The organism is Rhodococcus sp. OS5 (assembly GCF_056837585.1).
Genome location: NZ_CM166368.1, coordinates 2,822,770 through 2,844,440, shown reverse-complemented (window position 1 = coordinate 2,844,440; position 21,671 = coordinate 2,822,770). Strand labels below are relative to the sequence as shown.

The window sequence follows — 21,671 nt, the reverse complement described above, 5'->3', positions numbered from 1 at the left end:
CACCTGCATTCAGGCGCAACGTGCTCACGCCGTCACACCTCCGTTGACCACCTGTCGGCACACCGCCACCGGATCGGTGACCTGCGACGCAGTCGCGGCAGCCGCTCTCGCAGCTTCCGCGAATCGTTTGTCGGAGAGCACCTGCAGTACGGCATCGCGAATCGACTGAGCATCTGCGGGCCGCACGATCACCGACGTCCCTGCCCGCGCAGCGCGATTGGCCAACTCCCACTGGTCCCCGCCCCCGGGAACGACGACCGTCGGCACGCCGGCCAGCAGGGCCTTCGCCAACATGCCGTGCCCGCCGCCACATACCAACACCGACGCGTCACGCAGCATCGCGTCCTGGCGTCCGAGACCTGCACGAACCCAATCAGGATGCTCACCTTCAGCCCCGTCGAGCATCGACGCAATCAGCCGCACACCGGCTCCGCCGAGTCCTTCGACCGTGCCCTCGAACATTCCCACTGCGCCGGTGTGCGCCGTGGAGGGCGCCACCATAACCAGCGGTTCGTCACCTGGCGGTGGATCCAGAATCACCTCGGTCGGCTCCCACAGAAGCGGTCCGACGACGTGAGCGCGCTCCGGCCAGTCGGGGCGAGGCACTTCGAGTGCCGGAAGTGTTGCGATCAGCCGCGCTTGCGGACCGGGATCCAGAGCGGGCAGTCCGACACCGACACGGGCCTGGGATCGCTGGGCCAACCCTTGCTTGATCGAACGTCCCGTCGCTGCGCGCATCAGGGTATCGCGGAGTCGACCACGAATTCCGACGCCGGGAGCGAGCCCACTGCCGATCGGCGGCAACCCCCGTGAAGGTGAGTACAGCGGGTGAGGCGAGAGTTCCACCCAGGGGATGCCAAGTCTTTCGGCGGCCAATCCGCCTCCGGCAGTGAGGATGTCGGAAACGACGAGATCCGGGGAGACGGATTTCAGGTCGGGAAGCAGTTCGGTGGAAATATAGGCGGCGCGCGAATGAATCCGAGCGCCTGCATCAAGATCGTCGTCTCCCGGCCGCGGGGCCAAGCCCTTGAGCGGCTCGGCTTCCACGCCGGCTGCTCGCGCTGCCTCGACCCACCGGGTCCCCGTGTACAGGATCGGTTCGTCGCCGGCCTGGATCAACGCCAGCGACAACGCTATTGCGGGAAAAGCATGACCCGGGTCCGGCCCGGCAACAACGGCTACACGCACCGGATCAGAGTGTCACACCGAGTGAAAGGCCTGTTCCGCCGCACCCAGTGCGCGTTCGCGATCCGAAGCCACCAATCCGATTCTCGTCCTGCGATCGAGGACGTCGTCGACGTCGAGGGCGCCTTCATGCGACACCGCGAAATCGAACTCGGCACCGCAGATCTCCAAGTCCGCAACCGACCGGAGACGATCGCCGCTCGCCGCGGCAACGACCTCGGCCTCGGTGCCGTATCGCGCCACCAATGACGCGGGTGCCTTGATCTTCTTCAATTCCGCCGGTGATGCAGCGCCTACCAGCGGCAACGCGCGTGTCCGACATGCCCCGGCGCTCAGCGACCCGACCTCGACCGCAGCGTCGACGGCGTCTTCGGCCATCTTGCGGTACGTCGTGAGTTTTCCGCCTACCACCGTGACCAAGCCCGAGTCCGAACGGACTACAGCGTGATTGCGCGAGAGGTCGGCCGTCGAGCCTTCACCGGTGTCCAGCAGCGGACGCAGACCCGCGAAGGTCCCCAAGACGTCCCCACGGGTCAGCGGAACTTCCAACGCCGTGTTCACGGTGTCGAGCAGGAAGTCGATCTCGTCCTCTGACGCCGACGGCACGTCTGGCACCGGTCCCGGCGCTGCTTCGTCGGTCAACCCGAGGTAGATCCGGCCGAGCTGGGCGGGCAGGGCGAAGACGAAACGGTTGGTCTCGCCGGGAATCGGCACGGTCAGCGCTGCCGTGGGGTTCCCCAATCGCGCTGCATCGAGCACCAGGTGCGTCCCGCGGCTGGGGCGCAGGGTGATGCTGGAGTCGACCTGATCAGCCCAGACACCGGTCGCATTGACCACGACGCGGGCACGCATCAAGAACTCGGATCCGGTCAACTCGTCGCGCAAGGTGGCCGACGTTCCGGATACGTCGTATGCACCGACGCGGGTCAGGATTCGCGCGCCGTGCGACGCTGCGGTTCTGGCGATACCGACGACGAGGCGGGCGTCGTCGATGAGCTGCCCGTCGAACGCGGTCAAGGCGCCTCGTAGGTTCTCCTGCTTGACCGCGGGAGCCAATTCGCGCGCCCGCGCAGCGCTGACCGTCCGTGATCTGGGCAGCACCGAAGCCGGGGTTCGCGCCGACATGCGCAGAGCGTCACCGGCCAGGAAACCGGTACGCACCAGGGCCTTCCCGAAGAACGACGTTTCGGGCAACAGCGGTACGAGTTGAGGCATGGCGCGAACGAGGTGCGGCGCGGTGCGCGTCATGAGGATGCCGCGCTCGACCGCACTTTCACGCGCTATACCGACATTGCCGGAAGCCAGGTACCGAAGGCCGCCGTGTGCGAGTTTCGAACTCCAGCGGCTGGTGCCGAACGCGAGGTCGTGCTTTTCGACCAGCGCAACACTGAGCCCACGAGTCACGGCGTCGAGAGCGACACCGACACCGGTGATTCCGCCGCCGATCACCAGGACGTCGACCGAATCGCCGTTCGCCAACTGCTCGAGTTCACGAGTACGCCGTTGTGCGTTGAGCGCTGAATCGCTGCCTGCTGAATCTAGGGGGCTCACAGCTATTCTCCCGAATTCTTGACGGGTGCCAGATAAGCAGCGACCGCATATCGAAGTTGCTCGACCGACGCATCGGAGGAAAGCTCCGGCTCGAGAGTCGGCGCAGAAATGACGACGGACTGAGCCATCAGTAGAACCATCGCCGCGATCTCGTTGACGCTTCCCTCGCGAATCGAACCATCCTGTTGGCCGGCAGCGACAACGGATGTGATCAGCTCGAGAATCGACTTCTGGCTCGCGCCGAGCCGGTCCACGATGTAGGTCGTCAGCAATTCTTGATCGGCTTGCCGAATTTTCACGAAGAGCGGATGGTCGCGAATCTGGCCGACGACGTCACCGATCGCCTCCACGAGCAACGTGCCGGCAGACCCGTTGAAGGTCACCTCGGGCAGCACCGATCGGATCTCCCGGGTGAGCAGGTCCGCGACGACAGCTCGCGTGTCCGGCCATCGCCGGTAGACCGTCGGTCGGCTCACGCCGGCGCGACGCGAGATCTCGGCAAGTGTGGTTCGCTGCATTCCGAAATCGAGGACACACGACCTTGCTGCGTCGAGAATCACGTCGTCGATCTCGCGGCTGGGGATGCGCTGACCATCTGCCTTGCGAGGGGCAATTGAGTCATCTGCGTTACGGATTACCATCGTGTGTAACACAATACCGGACAAGTCACCGGTAATCCCGTCGGGACTTTCGATTTCTCTCGCTCAGAGATCATCAGAAATAGTACAACTCGAAACCAACTGCTCGCTCGGCGTCGAAACCAGGCTTCGGTCCGCTGACCATGTCGATCTGTGCGCGCGCCTGTTCCCGGATCGGCGTGGAACTCAGCGCCGCCAGATATCGCGCATGTTCCGCGAGCGAATCCACGGCGCGATCGACCGTCGACGTCACGTCGACGCAGTGTGTGGGAGTCATCGTATTGACCGCAACCCACCGAACACCAGGCCACGGCGCCAGTCCCTGCGCCGTCAATGAGGGAAAGATCCATTCGTTTGCTGCGTCGGCAGTTGCGTCGAGAACGCTGATCCCGAGTGCACGGTGATCTGCGCTGTTCAGATAGCCGGGGCCCCAGGTGTGGGAGAAGTTCATCGTCACCACCAATTCCGGACGGTGGCGGCGAATTGCTGCGGCGAGAGTCGAGCGCAACTCCAAGCCTTCCACGAGACGACCGTCGGGCAGGCCGAGGAACTCCACCTCACCGACACCGACGATCGCGGCCGAGCGACGCTCTTCTTCCTCGCGGATGGGGCCGGACTCTTCGGGCGACAGACCGGCGATTCCGGCCTCGCCGCGCGTGGCCAGGACATATCGCACGTCTTTGCCGCGATCGGTCCACTGCGCCACTGCTGCGGCTGCGCCGTATTCGATGTCATCGGGATGCGCCACGATGACAATCGCGCGCTGCCAGTCCTCGGGGAAGTTTTCCATAGTGCAGATCTTGCCCGTCAGAACCGCGAAGCGGGCGAATTGTCGTCACTTCCCGACATCGCCTTCACCAGGAAGTAGATTCCGAAGCCGACAGCGCCGACCACCAGAACCCAGAAAAGCCCCTTGATCAGGGCACCGACCACCGCGAGTGCGACCCACACCAGTACGACGGCCAAAACGATCTTCCAAAACATGCTTACCTCCAACGTGCCGTTGAATAATCAGTCGAATCGGACAGGTGCTGCGTCGTCCGTAGAACCAGCCTGACAGGTCTGGCGTGACAAAGCAGCAGCTCAGCGGCAAGTTCAGGTAAAGATCAGGGTTCACCCCGAGACCGGCCCTCACGCAGGTCAGGTGTCCAACCCATGGGAGCTTGCTCCTGGCGTAAACTCGCGAAGTTCGATCCCGTATGCCGAAGGAGCACGTCCGCAGTGTCTACGACCCGTTTCCCCGCTCGCGATCTCGCGCATGTAGCCGTCTTCGCCGCACTCATCATCGCGCTGGGCCTACCCGGGTCGATCAACATCGGCATTTCCGGCGTGCCGATCACCCTTCAGTCCATGGGCGTCATGATGGCCGGCGCTCTACTCGGACCGCGCAAGGGTGTTCTCGCCGTCCTGACGGTCATTGCTCTGGGATTGGTCGGTCTACCGGTCCTTGCCGGCGGTCGCACCGCACTCGTGTCTCTCTCGAGCCCGACAGCCGGATTCCTCATCGGTTGGATCCCGACGGCGTTTGTCATCGGATGGCTGACCGCCAAGATGCTGCCCAAGTACCGGATCATCGCGGGCATCGGCATCAACCTTCTCGGCGGCGTCGTCGTTCTCTACGCGTTCGGCATCGTAGGAATGATGGTCCGCGGACACATGAGCTTCGTTGCCGCATGGTCGGCCAACGCCGCCTTCATCCCGCTCGACGCCGCAAAAGCGGTCGTCACCGCGTTGGTCGCGTCCCAGGTTCACCGGGCATACCCGGCACTACTGCGCGACTCGGTGATCTCGTCGAACAAGACCGTGGTGGCGAATTAATCTCCGATGAGTGAGATCGTCTTCGAGAACGTCGGACACAGCTTCGGTGAACGAACGGTCCTTCAGCAGATAGATCTGCGACTGAGCGAGCAGCGAATCGGGATCGTGGGTGCGAACGGAAGCGGCAAGTCGACCCTCGCTCGCATGATCAACGGACTGGTCGTTCCGACGGAAGGACACGTCCACGTCAACGGCTTGGACACGGCGAAGAAGGGCCGCGACGTACGCAAGCAGGTCGGATTCGTCTTCACCGATCCCAACCACCAGATCGTGATGCCGACGGTTGCCGAGGACATCGAATTCTCGCTCCGCCGTAGCGGATTGGGCAAAGCCGAGCGCGCCGCAAAGGTGGCCTCGGTGCTCGAACGCTACGGCCTCGCCGGGCACGCCGACCATCCCACCCACCAGCTTTCGGGCGGGCAGAAGCAGCTACTCGCGCTCGCGGCCATCATGGTGACGGAACCGAACGTACTCGTCGCCGACGAGCCCACCACGCTCCTCGATCTTCGCAACTCTCGGCTGATCACCTCGGTGTTCGAGTCACTCGATCAGCAACTGATCGTCGTGACCCACCAACTCGATCTCCTCGAATCATTCGAACGGGTGTTGGTTGTCGACCAAGGCCGTGTCGTCGCCGACGGCTCCCCCGCCGACTCGATCGGCCATTACCGGTCGTTGGTCTCGTGACCACTCTCGGCGTCTACCGGCCGGGTACATCGCTCCTGCACCGGATGCCGACGGGGATCAAGCTCTTCGCCTTGGTCGTGGCCATCCTCGCCGTCTCGATCTTCGTTCGTGAGCCGTGGCAACTGGCAGTTCCCACGATCGTCGTTGTGGCCCTGTACGCGATTGCGCGCATTCCTCCGATGACTGCGATCCGGCAGCTGCGTCCGGCGCTGTGGATGTTGCTCTTCATCGGGGCGTTCCAGCTGGTAGTCGCGGGATGGCAGCGAGCGGCCGTCGTGTGCGGGGTTCTGATCATCTCGATCGCCTTCGCGGCGATCATGGGTCTGACCACACGGATCTCCGAGATGCTCGACGCGATCACCCGGTTCCTGACACCCTTGCGACGCTTCGGGGTCAATCCCGAACGGATCGCTTTGCTCCTCGCAATGACGATCCGGTGCATCCCGCTGATGTTCGAGGTCATCACACAGGTGTCCGAGGCACGCAAGGCGCGAGGGCTCGGATTCTCGCTGCGATCCTTCGCAGTTCCGGTCATCGTCGGCACCCTGATGACCGCGGACGCAATGGGTGAAGCGTTGGCGGCCCGCGGCGCCGACGACTGAGATTTCGAACAGGTGCATCGATCAGGCGCGAGGACCGATCAGTTGTACTTGCGGGTGATGTCGTCCACCTCACCGATGGCGTCGGCAAGCGCCGAGAGTCGCTCGGCGGCCGCGTGCAGCGCCGAGAGTTCTCGGTTGAATCCCACCAGAGCCGAAGGGCTGTGAGGCGCTGTCAATGCAGCTGCGGAGGTCACCAGATCCTCGTACTGATCCAACCCCGACTGCAACTCACGAACTGCGCCGTCGATGGTGGGATCAAGAGGTTCGGTCACCTTGGGTGTAGCGGCCACGGCGCGTTCCATCGCGACGACATCCGAAGACACCGCGAACATCGCTCTCAATGCCGAATCGGCGGTAACAGTGATTTCGTCCAACTCACCGGGGTCGATGGTGTCGGCGCGCCTGAGCACACTCAAGATCTCGAACAACGAAGTCTCGGCGCCGATGAGGCGAGACATCGGGATGAACGCGCGAGACGACGACGGTGGCAAGCGCCGGCGAATCGGCGCCGACGGCGGTGGGCCGGAACTCATCGAACGGTAACGGCCGACCGCGATGACGGCGGGAACCGCGAACAGTGCCGCTCCCCCGCCTGCCACGACCACCGACCACTCGGGGGCCGACGCAACAGCAAGGCCGGCCGTGCCGACCACTGATCCGCCGGACATGAAACCCCAACGCTGAGCGCGTCGACGTGCACGGGCACGTTTGCGCTCGAATTTGGCGCGCGGGTCCTGCCACCGCCGAGCGGCATCCGCCGCAGACAGTCCGACCTCGCGCAATGTGTCCGCGGTGCGTCCCAACGCTCCGAAGGCGCCGGATACGGAAACGGGAACGGCCGACCGGGGCTCGCGCCCAGATCGACCGTCTCGTGAAGAAAACATCAGAGCATCACTGCCGACATCGAGGATTCGGCTACTGCCCGGTCTGACCGGCAGCCGGGGGCTGCTTCTCGACGGACGGAGTCGCAGGAGTGGCTGCTGCGCCGCCGGACGGCAGTGCCTCGCCCTTCATGGAAGCACGAATCTGCTCGAGGCGACTGTGCCCTGCCATCTGGACCGAGGCCTGCTGGACCTCCATCATGCGGCCTTGAACGGAGTTCTGAGCGAGTTCGGCAGAGCCGAGTGCGTCGGCGTAACGCCGCTCGATCTTGTCGCGCACAGCATCGAGGCTGGGTGTGTTGCCGGGAGCCGACAGCGTGCTGTCCATGGACCGAAGGGACTCGCTCACGCGCTCCTGCATCTTGGCCTGCTCCAGCTGGCTGAGCAGCTTGGTGCGCTCGGCAACCTTTGCCTGCAGAGTCATCGCGTTCTGCTCGACAGCCTTCTTGGCCTGAGCGGCGGCCTGCAAGGACTGGTCGTGCAGTGCCTTCAGATCTTCGACGCCCTGCTCGGCCGTCACCAACTGGGCCGCAAAAGCTTCGGCAGCGTTGGTGTACTGGATCGCCTTGTCGTTGTCGCCGGCAGCAGCGGCCTGATCGGCGAGGTTGACGGCCTGGCGCGCGTTGGCGTTGAGCTTTTCGACCTCGTCGAGTTGACGGCTGAGCTTCATCTCGAGTTGACGCTGATTACCGATCACCGACGCAGCCTGCTGGGACAACGCCTGATGCTGGCGCTGTGCGTCCTCGATCGCCTGCTGAATCTGAACCTTTGGATCTGCCTTCTCATCGATCTTCGAATTGAAGAGCGCCATCAGGTACTTCCAGCCCTTGACGAAAGGATTAGCCATTGGTTTGATCCTGCCTCCATCTGATGCGCCGCGCCGAACGCGACCCGGAGCGCGACCGTCGCGCACCGAAACAAGGGCTGCGCCCTATCTGCTCTGACCCCACCTGCTGGAAACCGGCGGTTACGTACAAAATCTATCGGTTACGGCCGGTAGTGGCTACGCCGCCGCCAACCTTCGAGCGTTCGGTGCCGGAATCACGACGCGGGTATCGCGTGCGATTGTCGGCGAACCGGAAGCCGAGACCGAACCGGAAGCCGACACGGCGGGTTCGGCGACCTGTCGACCAGCTACCGGAGCGCTCTTCTTCGTGGCCAGGGTCTCGCTCACGTCGACCAGCACGTCGGACAGTGGGACTGCGAGCGCATCACAGATCGCCGCCAACAGTTCGCTCGATGCTTCCTTACGTCCACGTTCCACTTCGGACAGATAGCCCAAGCTCACACGCGCGCTGTTCGACACCTCACGTAGCGTGCGGCTCTGCGAAACGCGCGTACGCCGGAGACTGTCACCGATTGCCTCACGCAATAGCAGCGCCATCTCGCTCCTCCTTCATCCGTGACCTCATCGTGCATGGTCGTACGTCTTCACAATCGTCAACGTCCGAACACATCCGATTGGTTCCCGAGCCTATCGTGCCGCACGCTCTGCGACACGATCACGTAACCGCGACACGGCAGTTGCGACTGCGGTTGTCCGAATCTCCCACCGTTCGCCGCCGAGCGCGAGCGGTACGCATTCGGTTCCGTCCGGACCGGCGATACCGAGAAACACCGTTCCGACCGGGTGTCCGTCCTGCTCACTCGGACCGGCGACTCCGGTCAGTCCGATACCCCAGTCGGCGCCGCACCTCGTCCGGGCGCCGAGCGCCAACGCCACCGCCGTGCTCTCGGACACGGGGCCGTCCGTTGCCAGACGCTCGGGATCCACACCCGCCAGCGTCGCTTTCAAGTCGGTCGCGTACACGACCAGGCCCCCACGCAGCACCGCGCTCGACCCCGGCACGGACGCGACCGCAGCCGTGAACAAGCCAGCCGTCAGAGATTCGGCGGCGGCGACAGTATGCCTCGCGGCGCCAAGGGCGTCGACGAGTTCGACCACTCCGAGTGCGAGCAGCGGGTCCGTCATGACTCGACTGCGCGAACTCCGGCGCGAAGCCTGATCGCCTGCACGATGTATTCGATTCCCGTCGCCACCGTCAGCACGACGGCAGCAGCCATCAGCAATCCGCTGACGATGTCCCAACTGCTCGGCAGCGGGCACAGGTAGAACCCGATCGCGACGGCCTGCACGAGGGTCTTGAGCTTGCCGCCCTTGCCCGCCGGGATGACCGCGTGCCGCAGTACCGCGAACCGCAACAGCGTGATTCCGAGTTCTCTGGCGATGATCACTCCGGTCACCCACCACGACAGGTCACCGAGAACCGAAAGACCGATCAGCGCGGCGCCGATCAGTGCCTTGTCTGCGATCGGGTCCATGAGTTTGCCGAAATCGGTGACCAGACCGTACTTCCGAGCCAATTGGCCGTCGATCCGATCCGTGATCGCGGCGACGATGAACACGCCCATTGCCCCGAGACGCCACCACGTCGAGTGTCCGCCGTCGACGAACAGAACAACGAGAAAAACCGGAACGAGAACCATTCGGACCATCGTGAGAATGTTCGCGATGTTCAGCAACGGAACCGGGTTGTCCGCGACAGGTGTGCCGTCGGACGGGCCGACGGCGGCGCGATGGGCGTCGGTCTGATCGCGCGGGGTACTCATCGGATCACCGCACAGGCGGTGAGCCGAACCCGGGACAAAGCCGAGCGGCGCGGGAATTGCGTGGGGCGGACAGGCACGCGACTTAGAATATCGGTAGGGCCATTGACTAATGTGCACCACATGACTTCGACCGCGCCGACCTATACCGAGAGCCAGTTGATCGTGCGTCGCGCGCGAACGTCGGACATCCCCGAAATCAAGCGTCTGATCGACATCTACGCCGGCAAGATCCTCCTCGAGAAGAATCTCGTGACGCTGTACGAGGCAGTCCAGGAGTTCTGGGTCGCCGAGCGAGGCGGCCAGGTAATCGCTTGCGGCGCACTGCATGTGCTGTGGGCGGACCTGGGTGAGATCCGCACCGTCGCAGTCGATCCGACCGCCAAAGGCCAGGGCGCAGGTTTCCACGTCGTCGACAAACTCATCGAGGTCGCCAAGGAATTGGAGTTGGAACGGTTGTTCGTTTTGACGTTCGAGACCGAGTTCTTCCACCGTCACGGATTCGCAGAGATCGACGGCACCCCCGTCACCGCCGAGGTCTATGCGGAAATGTGTCGGTCCTACGACGCCGGCGTCGCCGAGTTCCTCGATCTGAGCTATGTGAAACCCAACACACTCGGCAATACTCGCATGCTCCTGACTCTCTGAACCGTTCAGACTCTTCACACACCACCATCTCGATCACCAGCCCCGAAAGCGGTTCACGATGTCGTTGTTCCTCGTCGAATACACCTACGCGCCCGAGAAGAACGCTCAGCGCGACGAAGTCCGTAGCGATCACCGCGCGTGGCTCGCGGATCTGGTTTCCCGCTCGATCGTCTTGTCATCCGGCCCGTTTGCAGATGGAAACGGCGCGCTGATCATCGTCGACGCCGCAGACGCCGACACCGTTTCCCTCCTCTTCACCCACGATCCGTTCGCGATCGCCGATTTGATCGAGAAGGTCCGGATCACCGAGTGGGTTCCGGTGTTGGGTCAGTTCAGCGCCTGAGAGTCCCGGCCCCGGCTTACTCCCCCGCCCGGTCGCGAGTCTTCAACAGGCTCGCGACCGTCGTCACCGCCAATACTCCGATGATCACTCCGAGTGAGAGTGCCGTGGAGATTTCAGGGACGGAGACGTGTTCACCTCCGTTGACGAACGAGAGGGTGTTCTCGTGCAACGCGTGGAGTACCAATTTCACACCGATGAACGCCAGGATTATCGAGAGCCCGTACGAGAGATAGACCAGCCGTTCGAGCAACCCACCGATCAGGAAGTACAGCTGCCGTAGACCCATCAGCGCGAAGGCGTTGGCGGTGAACACCAGATACGGTTCCTGGGTCAGACCGTAGATCGCCGGAATCGAATCGAGCGCGAAGAGCACGTCGGCAAACCCGATTGCGATGAGCGCCAACAACAACGGTGTCACGACGCGCTTGCCGTCGATCCGGGTGATCAGTTTGTCCCCGTCGTATTCCTCGGTTGTCGGCAGCACCCGCTTCACGAGTGAGATGATGCGACTGTCGCGCTTCTCCTCGGCTTCCTTCTCATGCCCGTGATCGCGGATCAGGGTGTACGCGGTGTAGATCAGGAACGCACCGAAGAGGTAGAACACCCAGCTGTACGCATTGATGGCGGCCGCACCGACTCCGATGAAGATTCCGCGCATCACCAATGCGAGGACGATGCCGATCAGCAGGACTTTCTGCTGGAACTCTCGCGGGACGGCGAACGTCGACATGATGATCACGAAGACGAACAGATTGTCGACCGAGAGCGCCTTCTCCGTGACGTAGCCGGCGAAGTACTCACCGCCGTACGTGGTGCCCCAGATCCACATCACGACGAGGCCGAAGACGATGGCGATCGAAATGTAGACCGTCGACCAGAATGCGGACTCCCGGAAGGTCGGCGCATGCGGAGTGCGGACGTGGGCGAAGAAGTCGAAGACGAACAGGCCGAGGATCACCACGATCGTGATTCCCCAAGCCAACGGCGTCACATGCACGGGTTCCTCCGGTCGTCTGTCGACGGCTTCTCCGCCGAGGTGTCCCTACTCGTCTGCAGGTGCCTCATCCGGGTCGCCGCCGCGTATCGACCACAGCAGACCGTCGAGCTCCTCGGGCTTCATGAGCACCTCGCGTGCCTTCGAGCCCTCGCTGGGTCCGACGACGCCGCGGTTTTCCATGAGGTCCATCAGTCTGCCGGCCTTGGCGAACCCGACTCGTAGCTTGCGCTGCAACATCGACGTCGAACCGAATTGACTCGTGATGACCAATTCCACGGCCTGCAGGAGGACATCCATGTCGTCCCCGATGTCAGGATCGACGTCTTTCTTCTCCCCTGCCTTCTGCGCGGTGACACCTTCGGTGTACTCGGGCTCGGCCTGGTTCTTCGCGAAGTCGACGACCGCCGAGATTTCCTCGTCGGTGATGAACGCGCCCTGCATACGGGTCGGCTTACCCGCGCCCATGGGCAGGAAGAGGCCGTCACCCATACCGATGAGCTTCTCGGCTCCGGGCTGATCGAGGATGACTCGCGAGTCCGTCAGTGAAGACGTCGCGAACGCCAGACGCGAAGGCACGTTGGTCTTGATCAGGCCGGTGACGACGTCGACGGACGGGCGCTGCGTTGCCAGCACCAGGTGGATACCGGCAGCACGGGCTTTCTGCGTGATGCGGACGATTGCTTCTTCGACGTCGCGCGGCGCGGTCATCATGAGGTCTGCCAGCTCGTCCACGATCGCCAGGATGTAGGGGTACGGACGGTAGACGCGCTCGCTGCCCAGCGGGGCGGTGATTTCGCCGGACTTGACCTTGGAGTTGAAGTCGTCGATATGACGCACCCGGTTGGCCTGCATGTCCTGGTAGCGCTGTTCCATCTCCTCGACCAACCAGGCCAGCGCTGCCGCTGCCTTCTTCGGCTGAGTGATGATCGGCGTGATCAGGTGCGGGATACCTTCGTACGGCGTGAGCTCGACCATCTTGGGGTCGATGAGGATCATCCGTACTTCTTCGGGCGTTGCTCGGGTGAGCAACGAGACGAGCATCGAGTTCACGAAGCTCGACTTACCCGAGCCGGTCGAACCTGCCACCAGAAGGTGGGGCATCTTCGCGAGGTTCGCGCTGACGAAGTCACCTTCGATGTCCTTACCCAGACCGATCACCAGCGGATGGTGATCGCGTCGGGTGCTCGGCGCGTTCAAAACGTCGGCGAGGCGGACCATTTCGCGGTCGGAGTTCGGTACCTCGATACCCACCGCGGACTTACCCGGAATGGGGGCCAGGAGGCGGACGTTGTCGGTTGCCACGGCGTACGCGATGTTGCGGGCGAGCGCGGTGATCTTCTCGACCTTCACGCCTGGGCCGAGTTCGACCTCGTAGCGCGTCACCGTCGGTCCGCGGGTGAAACCGGTAACAGCGGCATCGATCTTGAACTGTTCGAGGACTTCGCTGATCGCCTCGATCATCGCGTCGTTCGCAGAACTGCGGAGCTTGGGCGGGTCTCCCTCGATCAGCAACGTCGTCGGCGGGAGGTTGTAGTCGCCGTCGGTGACCCGATCGGTGACGAAGTGTTCCTTCTCCTCCGGCTCCGGTTCGGGTTTCGGCACGGGCTTGGCGATGGGGACCGAACGCGCAGGCACCTTGGGGCGCGGTGCCGGCGTCTCCACGACGGGCGCTGCCGCAGCCGCGACGGGCTCGTCGGGTACTGCGGTGTCGTCGGCGTTCCACAGACCGAGGACTTCGGTCTTCTTGTCTCCGGATTCGAACTCGTCCGTCGGGTAGTTGTCGATCGGTGCGCGTCGGCTGGTCCGCTTGGCGGGCTTGAGCGGCGGCTCGGCGTAGGTGTCGACCGGGTAGCCGTCGGCGTCGAACAGTGAAGGATCGTAAGCAGATTCGCCGTAGTGGTGCTCACCGTCCTCGTCGAATTCGGATCCGTAGTCGCCGTATTCGTCCGAGCGATACGAGGCGCCGAAGAAGGACTGGAACTTGCTCGGCACCTCACGCAGAGTCGTTCCGGTCAGAAGGAGGATTCCGAATCCGGCGGCGATGACCAGCAGCGGCGCAGACAGCCAGACGGTGAGCCCGTTGGTGAGCGGGCCGCCCACGACGTATCCGACAAACCCTGCGCCGTTGGAGCGACCGGTGGCGTCTGTCGGTGAACCCGAGATGATGTGCCAGAGGCCGAGCGCCGGCAGACCGACCAGCAAGGATCCCATGATCAGTCGGGGCCGGATCTCAGGTTTCGGTTCGGTGCGCATCAACAGGATCGCGAGGCCGACGCCGACGATGGGGAGCACGGCCGAGGCCGCGCCGAAGATCGCCCGCACGAGGGTGTCGATGCCGCCGCCGATCGGACCACCGGCCTTGAACCAGACGCCACCGGCGATGACGACGCTGAATGCGATCAGGCCGAGCGCTATTCCGTCGCGGCGGTGGCCGGCTTCGATCTCGCCGACCTTACTGACGGTGCGTGTGGTGGCGCCGACGCCGCGGGCAGCCAGGGACCACCCGGCTCCGATTCCCTTGCCCACAGCGGCCAACGGGCTGGCCCGCTGAGAGGTTTTCGATACCGGGCGGCGCGCGGCCGACGACGTACCGGACGCCTTCTTGGGCGCCGGCTTGGAGCCTTTGCCCGACGCGGGGCGCCCACCAGCCCTGGCCGAAGTCGTGACATTTCGAGGAGTCGATACGGTTCGCGTGGTGCGCGAGGCACGAGGTTTTGCGGTTGCGCGCGCGCTCGGAGTAGAGGCTGACGACCTGGTCGATGCCCTGGACGTAGACGTGCTTGTACTGGATCCCCGGGCGCTCGACTTACCTGCCATGGAGTTCAGGCTAGTCTGTGCGACCCCATCTGGACCATCCGCAACACCAGCAACACTGGTGGCGAGTGCGAAACGTGATCTTCACAACCCGTCTGTCGAGCTCGGCTCCGGCAGAAGGGGGCCATCAGAAACTGCGATCGAGCGCCATCACGGATTGAACGTCGGCCAGTTCACCTTTGGCTTCGATCTTCACCTCGTTGCGACCGAAAGCGTGCAGCAGCAACTCGGCGGGTTCACCCTGCAGGACAACACTGCGAGAGCCGGATTTGTGGACGACCGCACTCTCGCCGGACGGAAGTTCGAAAATGACCTCGACAGCGGCTTTGCGGTAACCCATCTTGCCGATCTGCCGGGCGTACTTCCACAGCTGAGCCTGCCGACCCTCCGACAACGGACGCGGCGCCCAGTTCAGATGTGCGCGTCGTACATCTTCGTGGTGGACGAACATTTCCGTGGTATTCACCTGCGCGTCGAGCCAGTACATCGGCGACCACCGAGGCGGCCCACTCCGAACGTCGTCGAGGATCTCCTCCCACGGACGCGCCGCTGCGGCCTTACGCACGCTCTCGGTGTGTCCGGCAAGAGGGCTCAACATGATTCCGGGAGCGGCGTCGAGACGCCGCTCCCGGACTATCAGATGTGCTGCCAGGTCACGATTGGTCCACTCCCCACACAGTGTCGGAGCATCGGGGCCGAATTCGACCATGCTGTCCACCAGGGCGAGTCGTTCGTCATGAGCGAAGGTCACCTTCGCCAAAGTACTCGAACCGGACCGGGTTCGAGCGGAAGCGACCTGCTGTGCCGAATCTACGGAACCGCGATGACCGTCGGAATGATCATCGGACGGCGGCGGTACTTGTCCGCGACCCAGCGTCCGACGACGCGGCGCACCGACTGCGCGATGCGATGAGCGTCGATGACGCCTTCGCTCGCCAACCGGGCCAGGTCCGATTCCACGAGATCCGCGGCAGCCTTGAGCGCTGTCGGATCGTCGGAGAAGCCGCGACCGGACACCTCGGGGGTGCTGACCGCACGGCCCGTCGACTCGTTGATGACGATGGTGATCGCGATGAAGCCGCCCTCACCGAGCACGAGGCGATCGGACAGCGTCGGCTCACCGACGTCGCCGACGGACAGACCGTCGACGTAGACGTGTCCGACCGGTACGCGTCCGACGATCTCGGCGAGGCCGTCCACCATGTCGACCACGACGCCGTCCTCGGCCAATACGATGCGCTCTTCCGGCACGCCGGTTGCCTTTGCCAGCGCGGCGTTGGCACGCAGGTGCCGCCATTCACCGTGGACGGGCATGGCATTGGTGGGCCGAACCGCGTTGTACAGGTAGAGCAACTCACCGGCGGACGCGTGGCCCGAGACGTGAACCTTGGCGCTCTGCTGGGTCACGACGGTGGCACCGCGCTTGGCCAAACCGTTGACCACGGCAAAAACGGAGTTCTCGTTGCCCGGGATCAGCGAAGACGCGAGAACGACCAGGTCGTTGGCGCGGATGTTGATCTGACGGTGTTCGCCGCGCGCCATACGCGAGAGCGCTGCCAACGGCTCACCTTGCGAACCCGTCGAAATGAGCACCAGGCGATCGTCGGGAAGGGTGGCGGCGGTGTCGATGTCTACGACGAGGCCGTCGGGCACCGTCAGGTAGCCCAGATCCTGGGCGATCTGCATGTTGCGGACCATCGAGCGGCCGACGAAGACGATGCGGCGGTTGTACCGAGCGGCTACGTCGACGACCTGCTGGATGCGATGCACATGGCTGGCGAAAGATGCCACGATGACGCGCTGCTTCGCCTTGCCGATGACGTTGTCGAGCACTCCCCCGATTTCGCGCTCGGGTGTGACGAATCCCGGAACTTCGGCGTTCGTCGAGTCGACGAGGAACAGGTCGACGCCCTCGTCGCCCAGGCGGGAGAATCCGGCGAGGTCGGTCAGGCGGCCGTCGAGAGGCAGCTGATCGAGCTTGATGTCACCGGTGTGCAGTACGACGCCGGCGTCGGTGCGAATCGCGATCGCGAGAGCGTCGGGAATCGAGTGGTTGACCGCGAAGTACTCGCAGTCGAACGGGCCATGGGTGGTGGTGTTTCCCTCGACGACCTCGACCAGGTTCGGACGCAGGCGATGCTCGCGGCACTTGGCGGCAACGAGAGCGAGAGTGAACTTCGCGCCGATGACCGGAATGTCCGCGCGCAGACGCAGCAAGAACGGCAGAGCCCCGATGTGGTCCTCGTGTCCGTGAGTCAAGATGACGGCTTCGACGTCGTCCATACGGTCTTCGATGTAGCGGAAGTCCGGGAGGATCAGGTCGACGCCAGGCTGCTGGTCCTCGGGGAACAGCACACCGCAGTCGACGATCAGCAACTTGCCACGGTGCTCGAACACCGTCATGTTGCGACCGATTTCGCCGATGCCGCCCAGCGCGACGATGCGCAGACCCGATGCCGGCGCCTTCGGGGGTGTTCCGAGGCGACCCGTGGGATCGACGGCCGGACGGTTCTCGGGGCGCTTGTTTCCGCGCCCGTTGCCCGACTTCGATGCTGCCGGTCGGTTACCGCCGGAAGATTTGCGCGGCGACCTCTCTTCGGTCGACTTCTTGGGTGCAGCAGATTTGGTGGCAGCGGACTTGGTTGCTGCAGATTTGGTTGCTGCGGCCTTCTTGGGCGGGGCGGCTGCGGCGGGGGCCGCTTCTGCCGCCGGCGCAGCTGGTGCCTCTACCGGTGCGGCCTTTGCGGCCGTTTCGGGAGCCGGAGGCGAAGGCGGACCGGCTTGACGACTGGCACTACGACGTCGGGGGGGACGGGTCATTTACAAAACTCCTGCCGCATGCAGATCGGCGGCAAGACCGTCGATCTGCTCTTTAGTGGGTGCAACCTGCGGAAGGCGTGGTTCTCCGACATCGATTCCGATGAGTCGCAGACCCGCCTTCGAAGCGCTGACACCGCCGAGGCGGGCAACGGAACGAATCACAGGGATCAAACTGAGGTTTATCTCGCGTGCGCGGGCGATGTCGCCGGACACGAACGCGGTGTGAAGGTCACGGAGACGACCCGGAACAAGATGGCCGATGACGCTGACGAAGCCGGTGGCGCCGACAGCGAGCCACGGCAGATTCAGCGGGTCGTCGCCGGAGAAGAACTGAAGCTCGGTGGTGCCGATCAACTCTGCGCCGGCGTTGAGGTCGCCCTTGGCGTCCTTGACGGCCTTGATTCGCGGGTGCTCGGCGAGTCGGCGGATCGTCTCGGTCTCGATGGGAACGACGGAGCGGGGCGGAATGTCGTACAACATGACGGGCAGGTCGGTCGCGTTGGCGACGGCGGTGAAGTGTGCAAACAGTCCGGCCTGGGGCGGACGTGAGTAATACGGGGTGACGACGAGCAGACCGTGCGCTCCGGCGCGAGCCGCGTCACGTGCGAGTTCGACGCTGTGAGCGGTGTCGTTGCTGCCGGCGCCTGCAACGATCTTCGCGCGGTTACCGACGGCGTCGATCACTGCGCGGAGCAGGTCGAGCTTCTCGGACTCGGTGGTGGTGGGAGATTCACCGGTGGTACCGGCAAGAACGAGGCCGTCACAGCCGTTGTCGACGAGATGGGCTGCGAGGCGCACTCCCGCGTCGACGTCCAACTTCCCGTCGGCAGTGAACGGGGTCACCATCGCAACGGAAATGGTGCCGAACGGACGCTCGACAAGAGAAGCGGAATCACCGTAGGTCATGGTCAGAAGGTTACCCGGTTCAGCTCTTACTTCTGCACACGAGTCACGACTCGGCCGCAAATGCGCTGACGGCAATTTCCGATCCGTCGCTTCCGCGAAGAATCTCGTAGTCCCCGAACACATTTGGCGCGACATCACGAAGCTGACGCAGGCACTCGACCGCGACTCGCCGGATCTCGACATCCGCATGTTCGGTGGCACGCATCTCGACGAAGTGCCGCCAGGCCCGATAGTTCCCGGTCACGACCAAGCGCGTCTCGGTGGCGTTGGGCAGCACCGAGCGCGCAGCCTGCCTGGCTTGCTTGCCCCGCATCGGGGCACCGGGCACCGATTGCAGTTTCCCTTCGAGGGCAGTCAGCAGTTCCCCGTAAGCGCGACGGCTTTCGTCGGTGGCATTCAGAAACAGTGCTTCGAGCTCGGGATCACCTTCGACAGCAGGAGGCACGACGACGTTTGCATCGTTCTCACGGACGAATCGCTGCGAGAGTTGCGAGTACGAGAAGTGCCGGTGACGAATCAATTCGTGAGTGCACGAGCGCGAGATACCGGTGATGTAGAAGCTCACTGTCGCATGCTCGAGCACCGAAACGTGTCCGACCTCGAGCAGATGCCTCAGATAGCCGGCGTTGGTTGCGGTTCGCGGATTCGGCTTGGACCAACTCTGGTAGCAGGCTCGACCGGAGAACTCGACCAGCGCTTCGCCACCATCCGCGTCCGTCTCCCACGGAATGTCCTCGGGCGGGAAGAACTCGGACTTCGCCACCAACTGCACTTTCAGTGACACCGTGTTCGGCACAACCCACTCCTCGACAAGCACGAAACGACCAGCACGAAACCCGGGCGCCGTTCGCCTCAGGTGCTGGGCAACTCTATAGCGGTCGACCGCCCTCGATACCGAGTGACGTCATCACATCCTTGACTGACGTCACTTTTGACGCCACTGTGGTGTCATGGACATTTCGGAGTACACCGCAAAGCTGCAGAACGACCTCGCCACTGCAGCCGAACTCGGCGACGATCACACGCGCCGGATTGCGGCGTCGTTGTCCGCCGCCATCGAACCCTCGGTCCGCCTGGTCTTGTTGGCCGCGGCGACGGAACTGGCCAAGGAGATCGGGGCGAAGCTGGGCGACCGAGAGGTCAAGGTGAATCTCGACGGAAGCGAATTACTGGTCGACGTCGTTCGCCCGCCGAACTCGACAGGCGGCGAAGGTGCAAACGAGAAGGCAGACGACGAGAAGAAGGACTCAACCTACTCGTTCGACGACGTCAGCGGTGATATCAGCCGGGTGACGTTGAGGATGATGGAACAGATCAAAGCCCGCGCCGAGGAGGCCGCCAATCAGAACGGAGTCTCCCTCAACTCGTGGGTTTCACAAGCCGTCCAGGGCGCATTGCGGGACCAGATGCGCAAGAACGGCATGGACTAGCTCGACGCCAACCCGATCACCGAATGATCTAATTGCGCAACTGCAGTAATCACGAACCGTTGCCGCAAGGCGAGAAGGAGCACGTTCATGGCCGTTTCGGGCGTCAAGGAATTCGAGATCAAGGCTGATCCGGAAACGGTGATGAAGGCCGTAGCAGCCGTCGATCGGCTGCCGGAGTGGTCGTCTGCACACAAGAAGATCACCATCGAGAGCACCCACGACGACGGTCGCCCCCATCGCGTTCGCATGGCCGTGTCCATTCTGGGAATCAACGACGAGCAGGTAGTCGACTACACCTTCGAGGGCGACGAGAAGGTGACCTGGACCCTCGTGGAGAGCGGTCAGCAGAACCAGCAGGACGGCTCGTACGTCTTGACTCCCACCGACGGTGGAACCAAAGTCACCTTCGAACTGACCATCGATCCCAAGATCCCGCTGCCGGGCTTCCTGGTGAAGAAGGCACAGAAGACGGCGCTGGAAACAGCGAGCAAGGGCCTGACGAAGTTCGTCGAAAACTTCTGAGCGCACACGCAATTCAGGCGGCCCTTACTTCCGGCGTTCATCGCCGGGTAGGGGCCGTTTGCCGTGAAGCCGAGCTGTGTTTTCGCGGAAGTCCCTGCCGATGTTGAAGATTCGCCGGTAGCCGGGGACCGCCCGGAGTAACGTCGGCCGCGTGTCCGCCGAGACCGCAGAGCCCAACTCCATGGCACCCGTGCGCATCCTCGTCTACAGCGACGACGCACACACGCGCGAGCAAGTTCGGCTCGCTCTCGGAGAGCGCCCACATCCGTCGATGCCCACCATCGACTACATCGAGGTCGCGACGGCACCGATCGTCGTAGCCAAGCTCGATGCCGGCGGAATCGACCTCGCCATTCTCGACGGCGAGGCGAGTCCGGCGGGCGGCATGGGCGTCGCGAAACAACTCAAGGACGAGATCGCCGACTGTCCACCGATCCTCGTACTGACCGGTCGACCCGACGATGCGTGGCTGGCGTCGTGGTCGAGAGCGGAAGCCTCAGTGCCGCAGCCGATAGATCCGATCGAACTTGCTTCCACCGTCATCGCGCTTCTGCGTCGACAACTGAGCCGGTGAGCACCCGTTGCAGCGGTGATTCGTTGCGGCGCCGACTACTTCGGACTTTCGAGAGCGAAACTCGGCACCCCGAAAACGAACCCAATGTCGGAGGCCTCCCCTAGTGTGGGTGTCGCAGGTCACATAAGTATCGAATTGCTGGCAGTATCGAAATCGAACGGCACCTTCGGGCTGGGCGGACATCCGCACAGCGGAGAGGAGTTCGGGTGACATGAACGCTTACATCCCCATTCTCGTCCTCGGGGTCATCGCGATGGCCTTCGCTGTGGTGTCGGTTGTTCTCGCGTCCGTGGTCGGTCCGAAGCGGTACAACAGGGCGAAACTCGAAGCCTACGAATGCGGAATCGAACCGGCACCCCGTACCGCCGGTGGCGGGCGGTTTCCCGTCAAGTTCTATCTGACGGCAATGCTGTTCATCATCTTCGACATCGAGATCGTTTTCCTCTACCCGTGGGCGGTGCATTTCGATTCGCTCGGCTTGTTCGGCCTCGCGGCGATGGGACTTTTCATAGTCAACGTCTCGGTGGCATACGCATACGAATGGCGACGAGGCGGTCTCGGTTGGGACTAGGCCAGCGGACACAGGTACAGCACACATACGTCAGACAAAACCGGTCACACCGCAGCTGTTACGACTGAAAAGAGTCG

General features: G+C 63.5%; 25 protein-coding genes. 9 read left to right on the top strand and 16 right to left on the bottom strand.

From position 1 onward, the window contains the following. Positions 1-24 precede the first annotated feature (24 nt). The 5 genes from ACVZUB_RS13430 to ACVZUB_RS13410 all read right to left on the bottom strand — a co-directional run bounded on the left by ACVZUB_RS13430 (position 25) and on the right by ACVZUB_RS13410 (position 4,370). Positions 25-1,188 (bottom strand): glycosyltransferase, encoded by a 1,164-nt coding sequence (locus ACVZUB_RS13430; protein ID WP_042450679.1) that lies wholly within the window; start codon positions 1,186-1,188, stop codon positions 25-27. A 12-nt stretch (positions 1,189-1,200) separates the two neighbouring features. Continuing rightward, positions 1,201-2,736 carry a glycerol-3-phosphate dehydrogenase/oxidase gene (locus ACVZUB_RS13425; RefSeq protein WP_064444528.1) on the bottom strand — a complete coding sequence of 512 codons (1,536 nt, stop codon included), beginning with the start codon at positions 2,734-2,736 and terminating at the stop codon, positions 1,201-1,203. A gap of 2 nt (positions 2,737-2,738) precedes the next feature. After that, complete coding sequence (locus ACVZUB_RS13420; RefSeq protein WP_003942216.1) at positions 2,739-3,377, bottom strand: TetR/AcrR family transcriptional regulator; 639 nt, start codon at positions 3,375-3,377, stop codon at positions 2,739-2,741. Positions 3,378-3,450: 73 nt separating this feature from the next. Next, on the bottom strand, positions 3,451-4,164 hold the full coding sequence (locus tag ACVZUB_RS13415) for a PIG-L deacetylase family protein (protein WP_042450681.1): 714 nt from the start codon (positions 4,162-4,164) through the stop codon (positions 3,451-3,453). A gap of 17 nt (positions 4,165-4,181) precedes the next feature. After that, positions 4,182-4,370 (bottom strand): hypothetical protein, encoded by a 189-nt coding sequence (locus ACVZUB_RS13410; protein WP_020907519.1) that lies wholly within the window; start codon positions 4,368-4,370, stop codon positions 4,182-4,184. Positions 4,371-4,595: 225 nt separating this feature from the next. Here ACVZUB_RS13410 and ACVZUB_RS13405 point away from each other — a divergent pair, with 225 nt between their 5' ends. The 3 genes from ACVZUB_RS13405 to ACVZUB_RS13395 are packed head-to-tail and all read left to right on the top strand — an operon-like array spanning position 4,596 to position 6,481. Then, the gene (locus ACVZUB_RS13405) at positions 4,596-5,192 is read left to right on the top strand and encodes a biotin transporter BioY (RefSeq protein ID WP_007735162.1); all 597 of its coding nucleotides are present in this window, start codon (positions 4,596-4,598) and stop codon (positions 5,190-5,192) included. Positions 5,193-5,198: 6 nt separating this feature from the next. Next, complete coding sequence (locus ACVZUB_RS13400; RefSeq protein ID WP_081557783.1) at positions 5,199-5,879, top strand: energy-coupling factor ABC transporter ATP-binding protein; 681 nt, start codon at positions 5,199-5,201, stop codon at positions 5,877-5,879. Beyond that, a complete protein-coding gene (locus tag ACVZUB_RS13395; protein ID WP_081557782.1) occupies positions 5,876-6,481 on the top strand; it encodes an energy-coupling factor transporter transmembrane component T family protein in 606 nt (201 codons plus the stop codon). Before ACVZUB_RS13400 ends, ACVZUB_RS13395 begins: the two co-directional genes overlap by 4 nt. A gap of 38 nt (positions 6,482-6,519) precedes the next feature. Here ACVZUB_RS13395 and pspM read toward each other — a convergent pair whose 3' ends face one another. The 5 genes from pspM to pgsA all read right to left on the bottom strand — a co-directional run bounded on the left by pspM (position 6,520) and on the right by pgsA (position 9,972). After that, positions 6,520-7,365: a phage shock envelope stress response protein PspM gene (gene pspM / locus ACVZUB_RS13390; protein WP_020907518.1), complete on the bottom strand. Its 846-nt coding sequence runs from the start codon at positions 7,363-7,365 to the stop codon at positions 6,520-6,522. A 31-nt stretch (positions 7,366-7,396) separates the two neighbouring features. Continuing rightward, positions 7,397-8,209: a phage shock protein PspA gene (gene pspA / locus ACVZUB_RS13385; RefSeq protein ID WP_003942098.1), complete on the bottom strand. Its 813-nt coding sequence runs from the start codon at positions 8,207-8,209 to the stop codon at positions 7,397-7,399. Positions 8,210-8,365: 156 nt separating this feature from the next. Then, positions 8,366-8,746: a helix-turn-helix domain-containing protein gene (locus tag ACVZUB_RS13380; RefSeq protein ID WP_003942191.1), complete on the bottom strand. Its 381-nt coding sequence runs from the start codon at positions 8,744-8,746 to the stop codon at positions 8,366-8,368. 90 nt (positions 8,747-8,836) lie between these two features. Next, positions 8,837-9,334: a CinA family protein gene (locus ACVZUB_RS13375; protein ID WP_030535560.1), complete on the bottom strand. Its 498-nt coding sequence runs from the start codon at positions 9,332-9,334 to the stop codon at positions 8,837-8,839. Continuing rightward, positions 9,331-9,972: a CDP-diacylglycerol--glycerol-3-phosphate 3-phosphatidyltransferase gene (pgsA, locus tag ACVZUB_RS13370; protein ID WP_003942125.1), complete on the bottom strand. Its 642-nt coding sequence runs from the start codon at positions 9,970-9,972 to the stop codon at positions 9,331-9,333. The genes ACVZUB_RS13375 and pgsA overlap by 4 nt, the downstream gene beginning before the upstream one ends. Before the next feature lie 120 nt (positions 9,973-10,092). Between pgsA and ACVZUB_RS13365 the strand changes: the two genes are divergently transcribed. Next, the gene (locus tag ACVZUB_RS13365) at positions 10,093-10,617 is read left to right on the top strand and encodes an amino-acid N-acetyltransferase (RefSeq protein WP_007735157.1); all 525 of its coding nucleotides are present in this window, start codon (positions 10,093-10,095) and stop codon (positions 10,615-10,617) included. Between the two features lie 58 nt (positions 10,618-10,675). Beyond that, entirely contained in the window at positions 10,676-10,960 is a 285-nt protein-coding gene (locus ACVZUB_RS13360; RefSeq protein ID WP_003942124.1) for a YciI family protein, read from the top strand. A gap of 16 nt (positions 10,961-10,976) precedes the next feature. Here ACVZUB_RS13360 and ACVZUB_RS13355 read toward each other — a convergent pair whose 3' ends face one another. The 6 genes from ACVZUB_RS13355 to thyX form a co-directional block, all read right to left on the bottom strand. Next, the gene (locus ACVZUB_RS13355; RefSeq protein ID WP_019748181.1) at positions 10,977-11,957 is read right to left on the bottom strand and encodes a TerC family protein; all 981 of its coding nucleotides are present in this window, start codon (positions 11,955-11,957) and stop codon (positions 10,977-10,979) included. Between the two features lie 45 nt (positions 11,958-12,002). Then, positions 12,003-14,774 (bottom strand): DNA translocase FtsK, encoded by a 2,772-nt coding sequence (locus tag ACVZUB_RS13350; RefSeq protein ID WP_030535561.1) that lies wholly within the window; start codon positions 14,772-14,774, stop codon positions 12,003-12,005. Between the two features lie 124 nt (positions 14,775-14,898). Then, positions 14,899-15,522 (bottom strand): TIGR03085 family metal-binding protein, encoded by a 624-nt coding sequence (locus ACVZUB_RS13345; protein WP_003942175.1) that lies wholly within the window; start codon positions 15,520-15,522, stop codon positions 14,899-14,901. Between the two features lie 59 nt (positions 15,523-15,581). Beyond that, positions 15,582-17,591, bottom strand: coding sequence for a ribonuclease J (locus tag ACVZUB_RS13340; protein ID WP_050655788.1), 2,010 nt, complete (start codon positions 17,589-17,591; stop codon positions 15,582-15,584). Further along, positions 17,592-18,497, bottom strand: coding sequence for a 4-hydroxy-tetrahydrodipicolinate synthase (dapA, locus tag ACVZUB_RS13335; protein ID WP_003942142.1), 906 nt, complete (start codon positions 18,495-18,497; stop codon positions 17,592-17,594). Between the two features lie 43 nt (positions 18,498-18,540). Then, positions 18,541-19,293: an FAD-dependent thymidylate synthase gene (gene thyX / locus ACVZUB_RS13330; protein WP_003942250.1), complete on the bottom strand. Its 753-nt coding sequence runs from the start codon at positions 19,291-19,293 to the stop codon at positions 18,541-18,543. 154 nt (positions 19,294-19,447) lie between these two features. On the opposite strand from thyX, the gene ACVZUB_RS13325 reads away from it, so the two are divergent. The 4 genes from ACVZUB_RS13325 (at position 19,448) to ACVZUB_RS13310 (ending at position 21,594) form a co-directional block, all read left to right on the top strand. After that, a complete protein-coding gene (locus ACVZUB_RS13325; protein WP_003942206.1) occupies positions 19,448-19,927 on the top strand; it encodes a toxin-antitoxin system HicB family antitoxin in 480 nt (159 codons plus the stop codon). A gap of 87 nt (positions 19,928-20,014) precedes the next feature. Continuing rightward, on the top strand, positions 20,015-20,449 hold the full coding sequence (locus ACVZUB_RS13320) for an SRPBCC family protein (RefSeq protein WP_003942203.1): 435 nt from the start codon (positions 20,015-20,017) through the stop codon (positions 20,447-20,449). Positions 20,450-20,630: 181 nt separating this feature from the next. Continuing rightward, the gene (locus ACVZUB_RS13315; RefSeq protein WP_042450864.1) at positions 20,631-21,023 is read left to right on the top strand and encodes an Rv3143 family two-component system response regulator; all 393 of its coding nucleotides are present in this window, start codon (positions 20,631-20,633) and stop codon (positions 21,021-21,023) included. A 211-nt stretch (positions 21,024-21,234) separates the two neighbouring features. Further along, complete coding sequence (locus ACVZUB_RS13310) at positions 21,235-21,594, top strand: NADH-quinone oxidoreductase subunit A (RefSeq protein ID WP_003942165.1); 360 nt, start codon at positions 21,235-21,237, stop codon at positions 21,592-21,594. Positions 21,595-21,671: the final 77 nt, after the last annotated feature.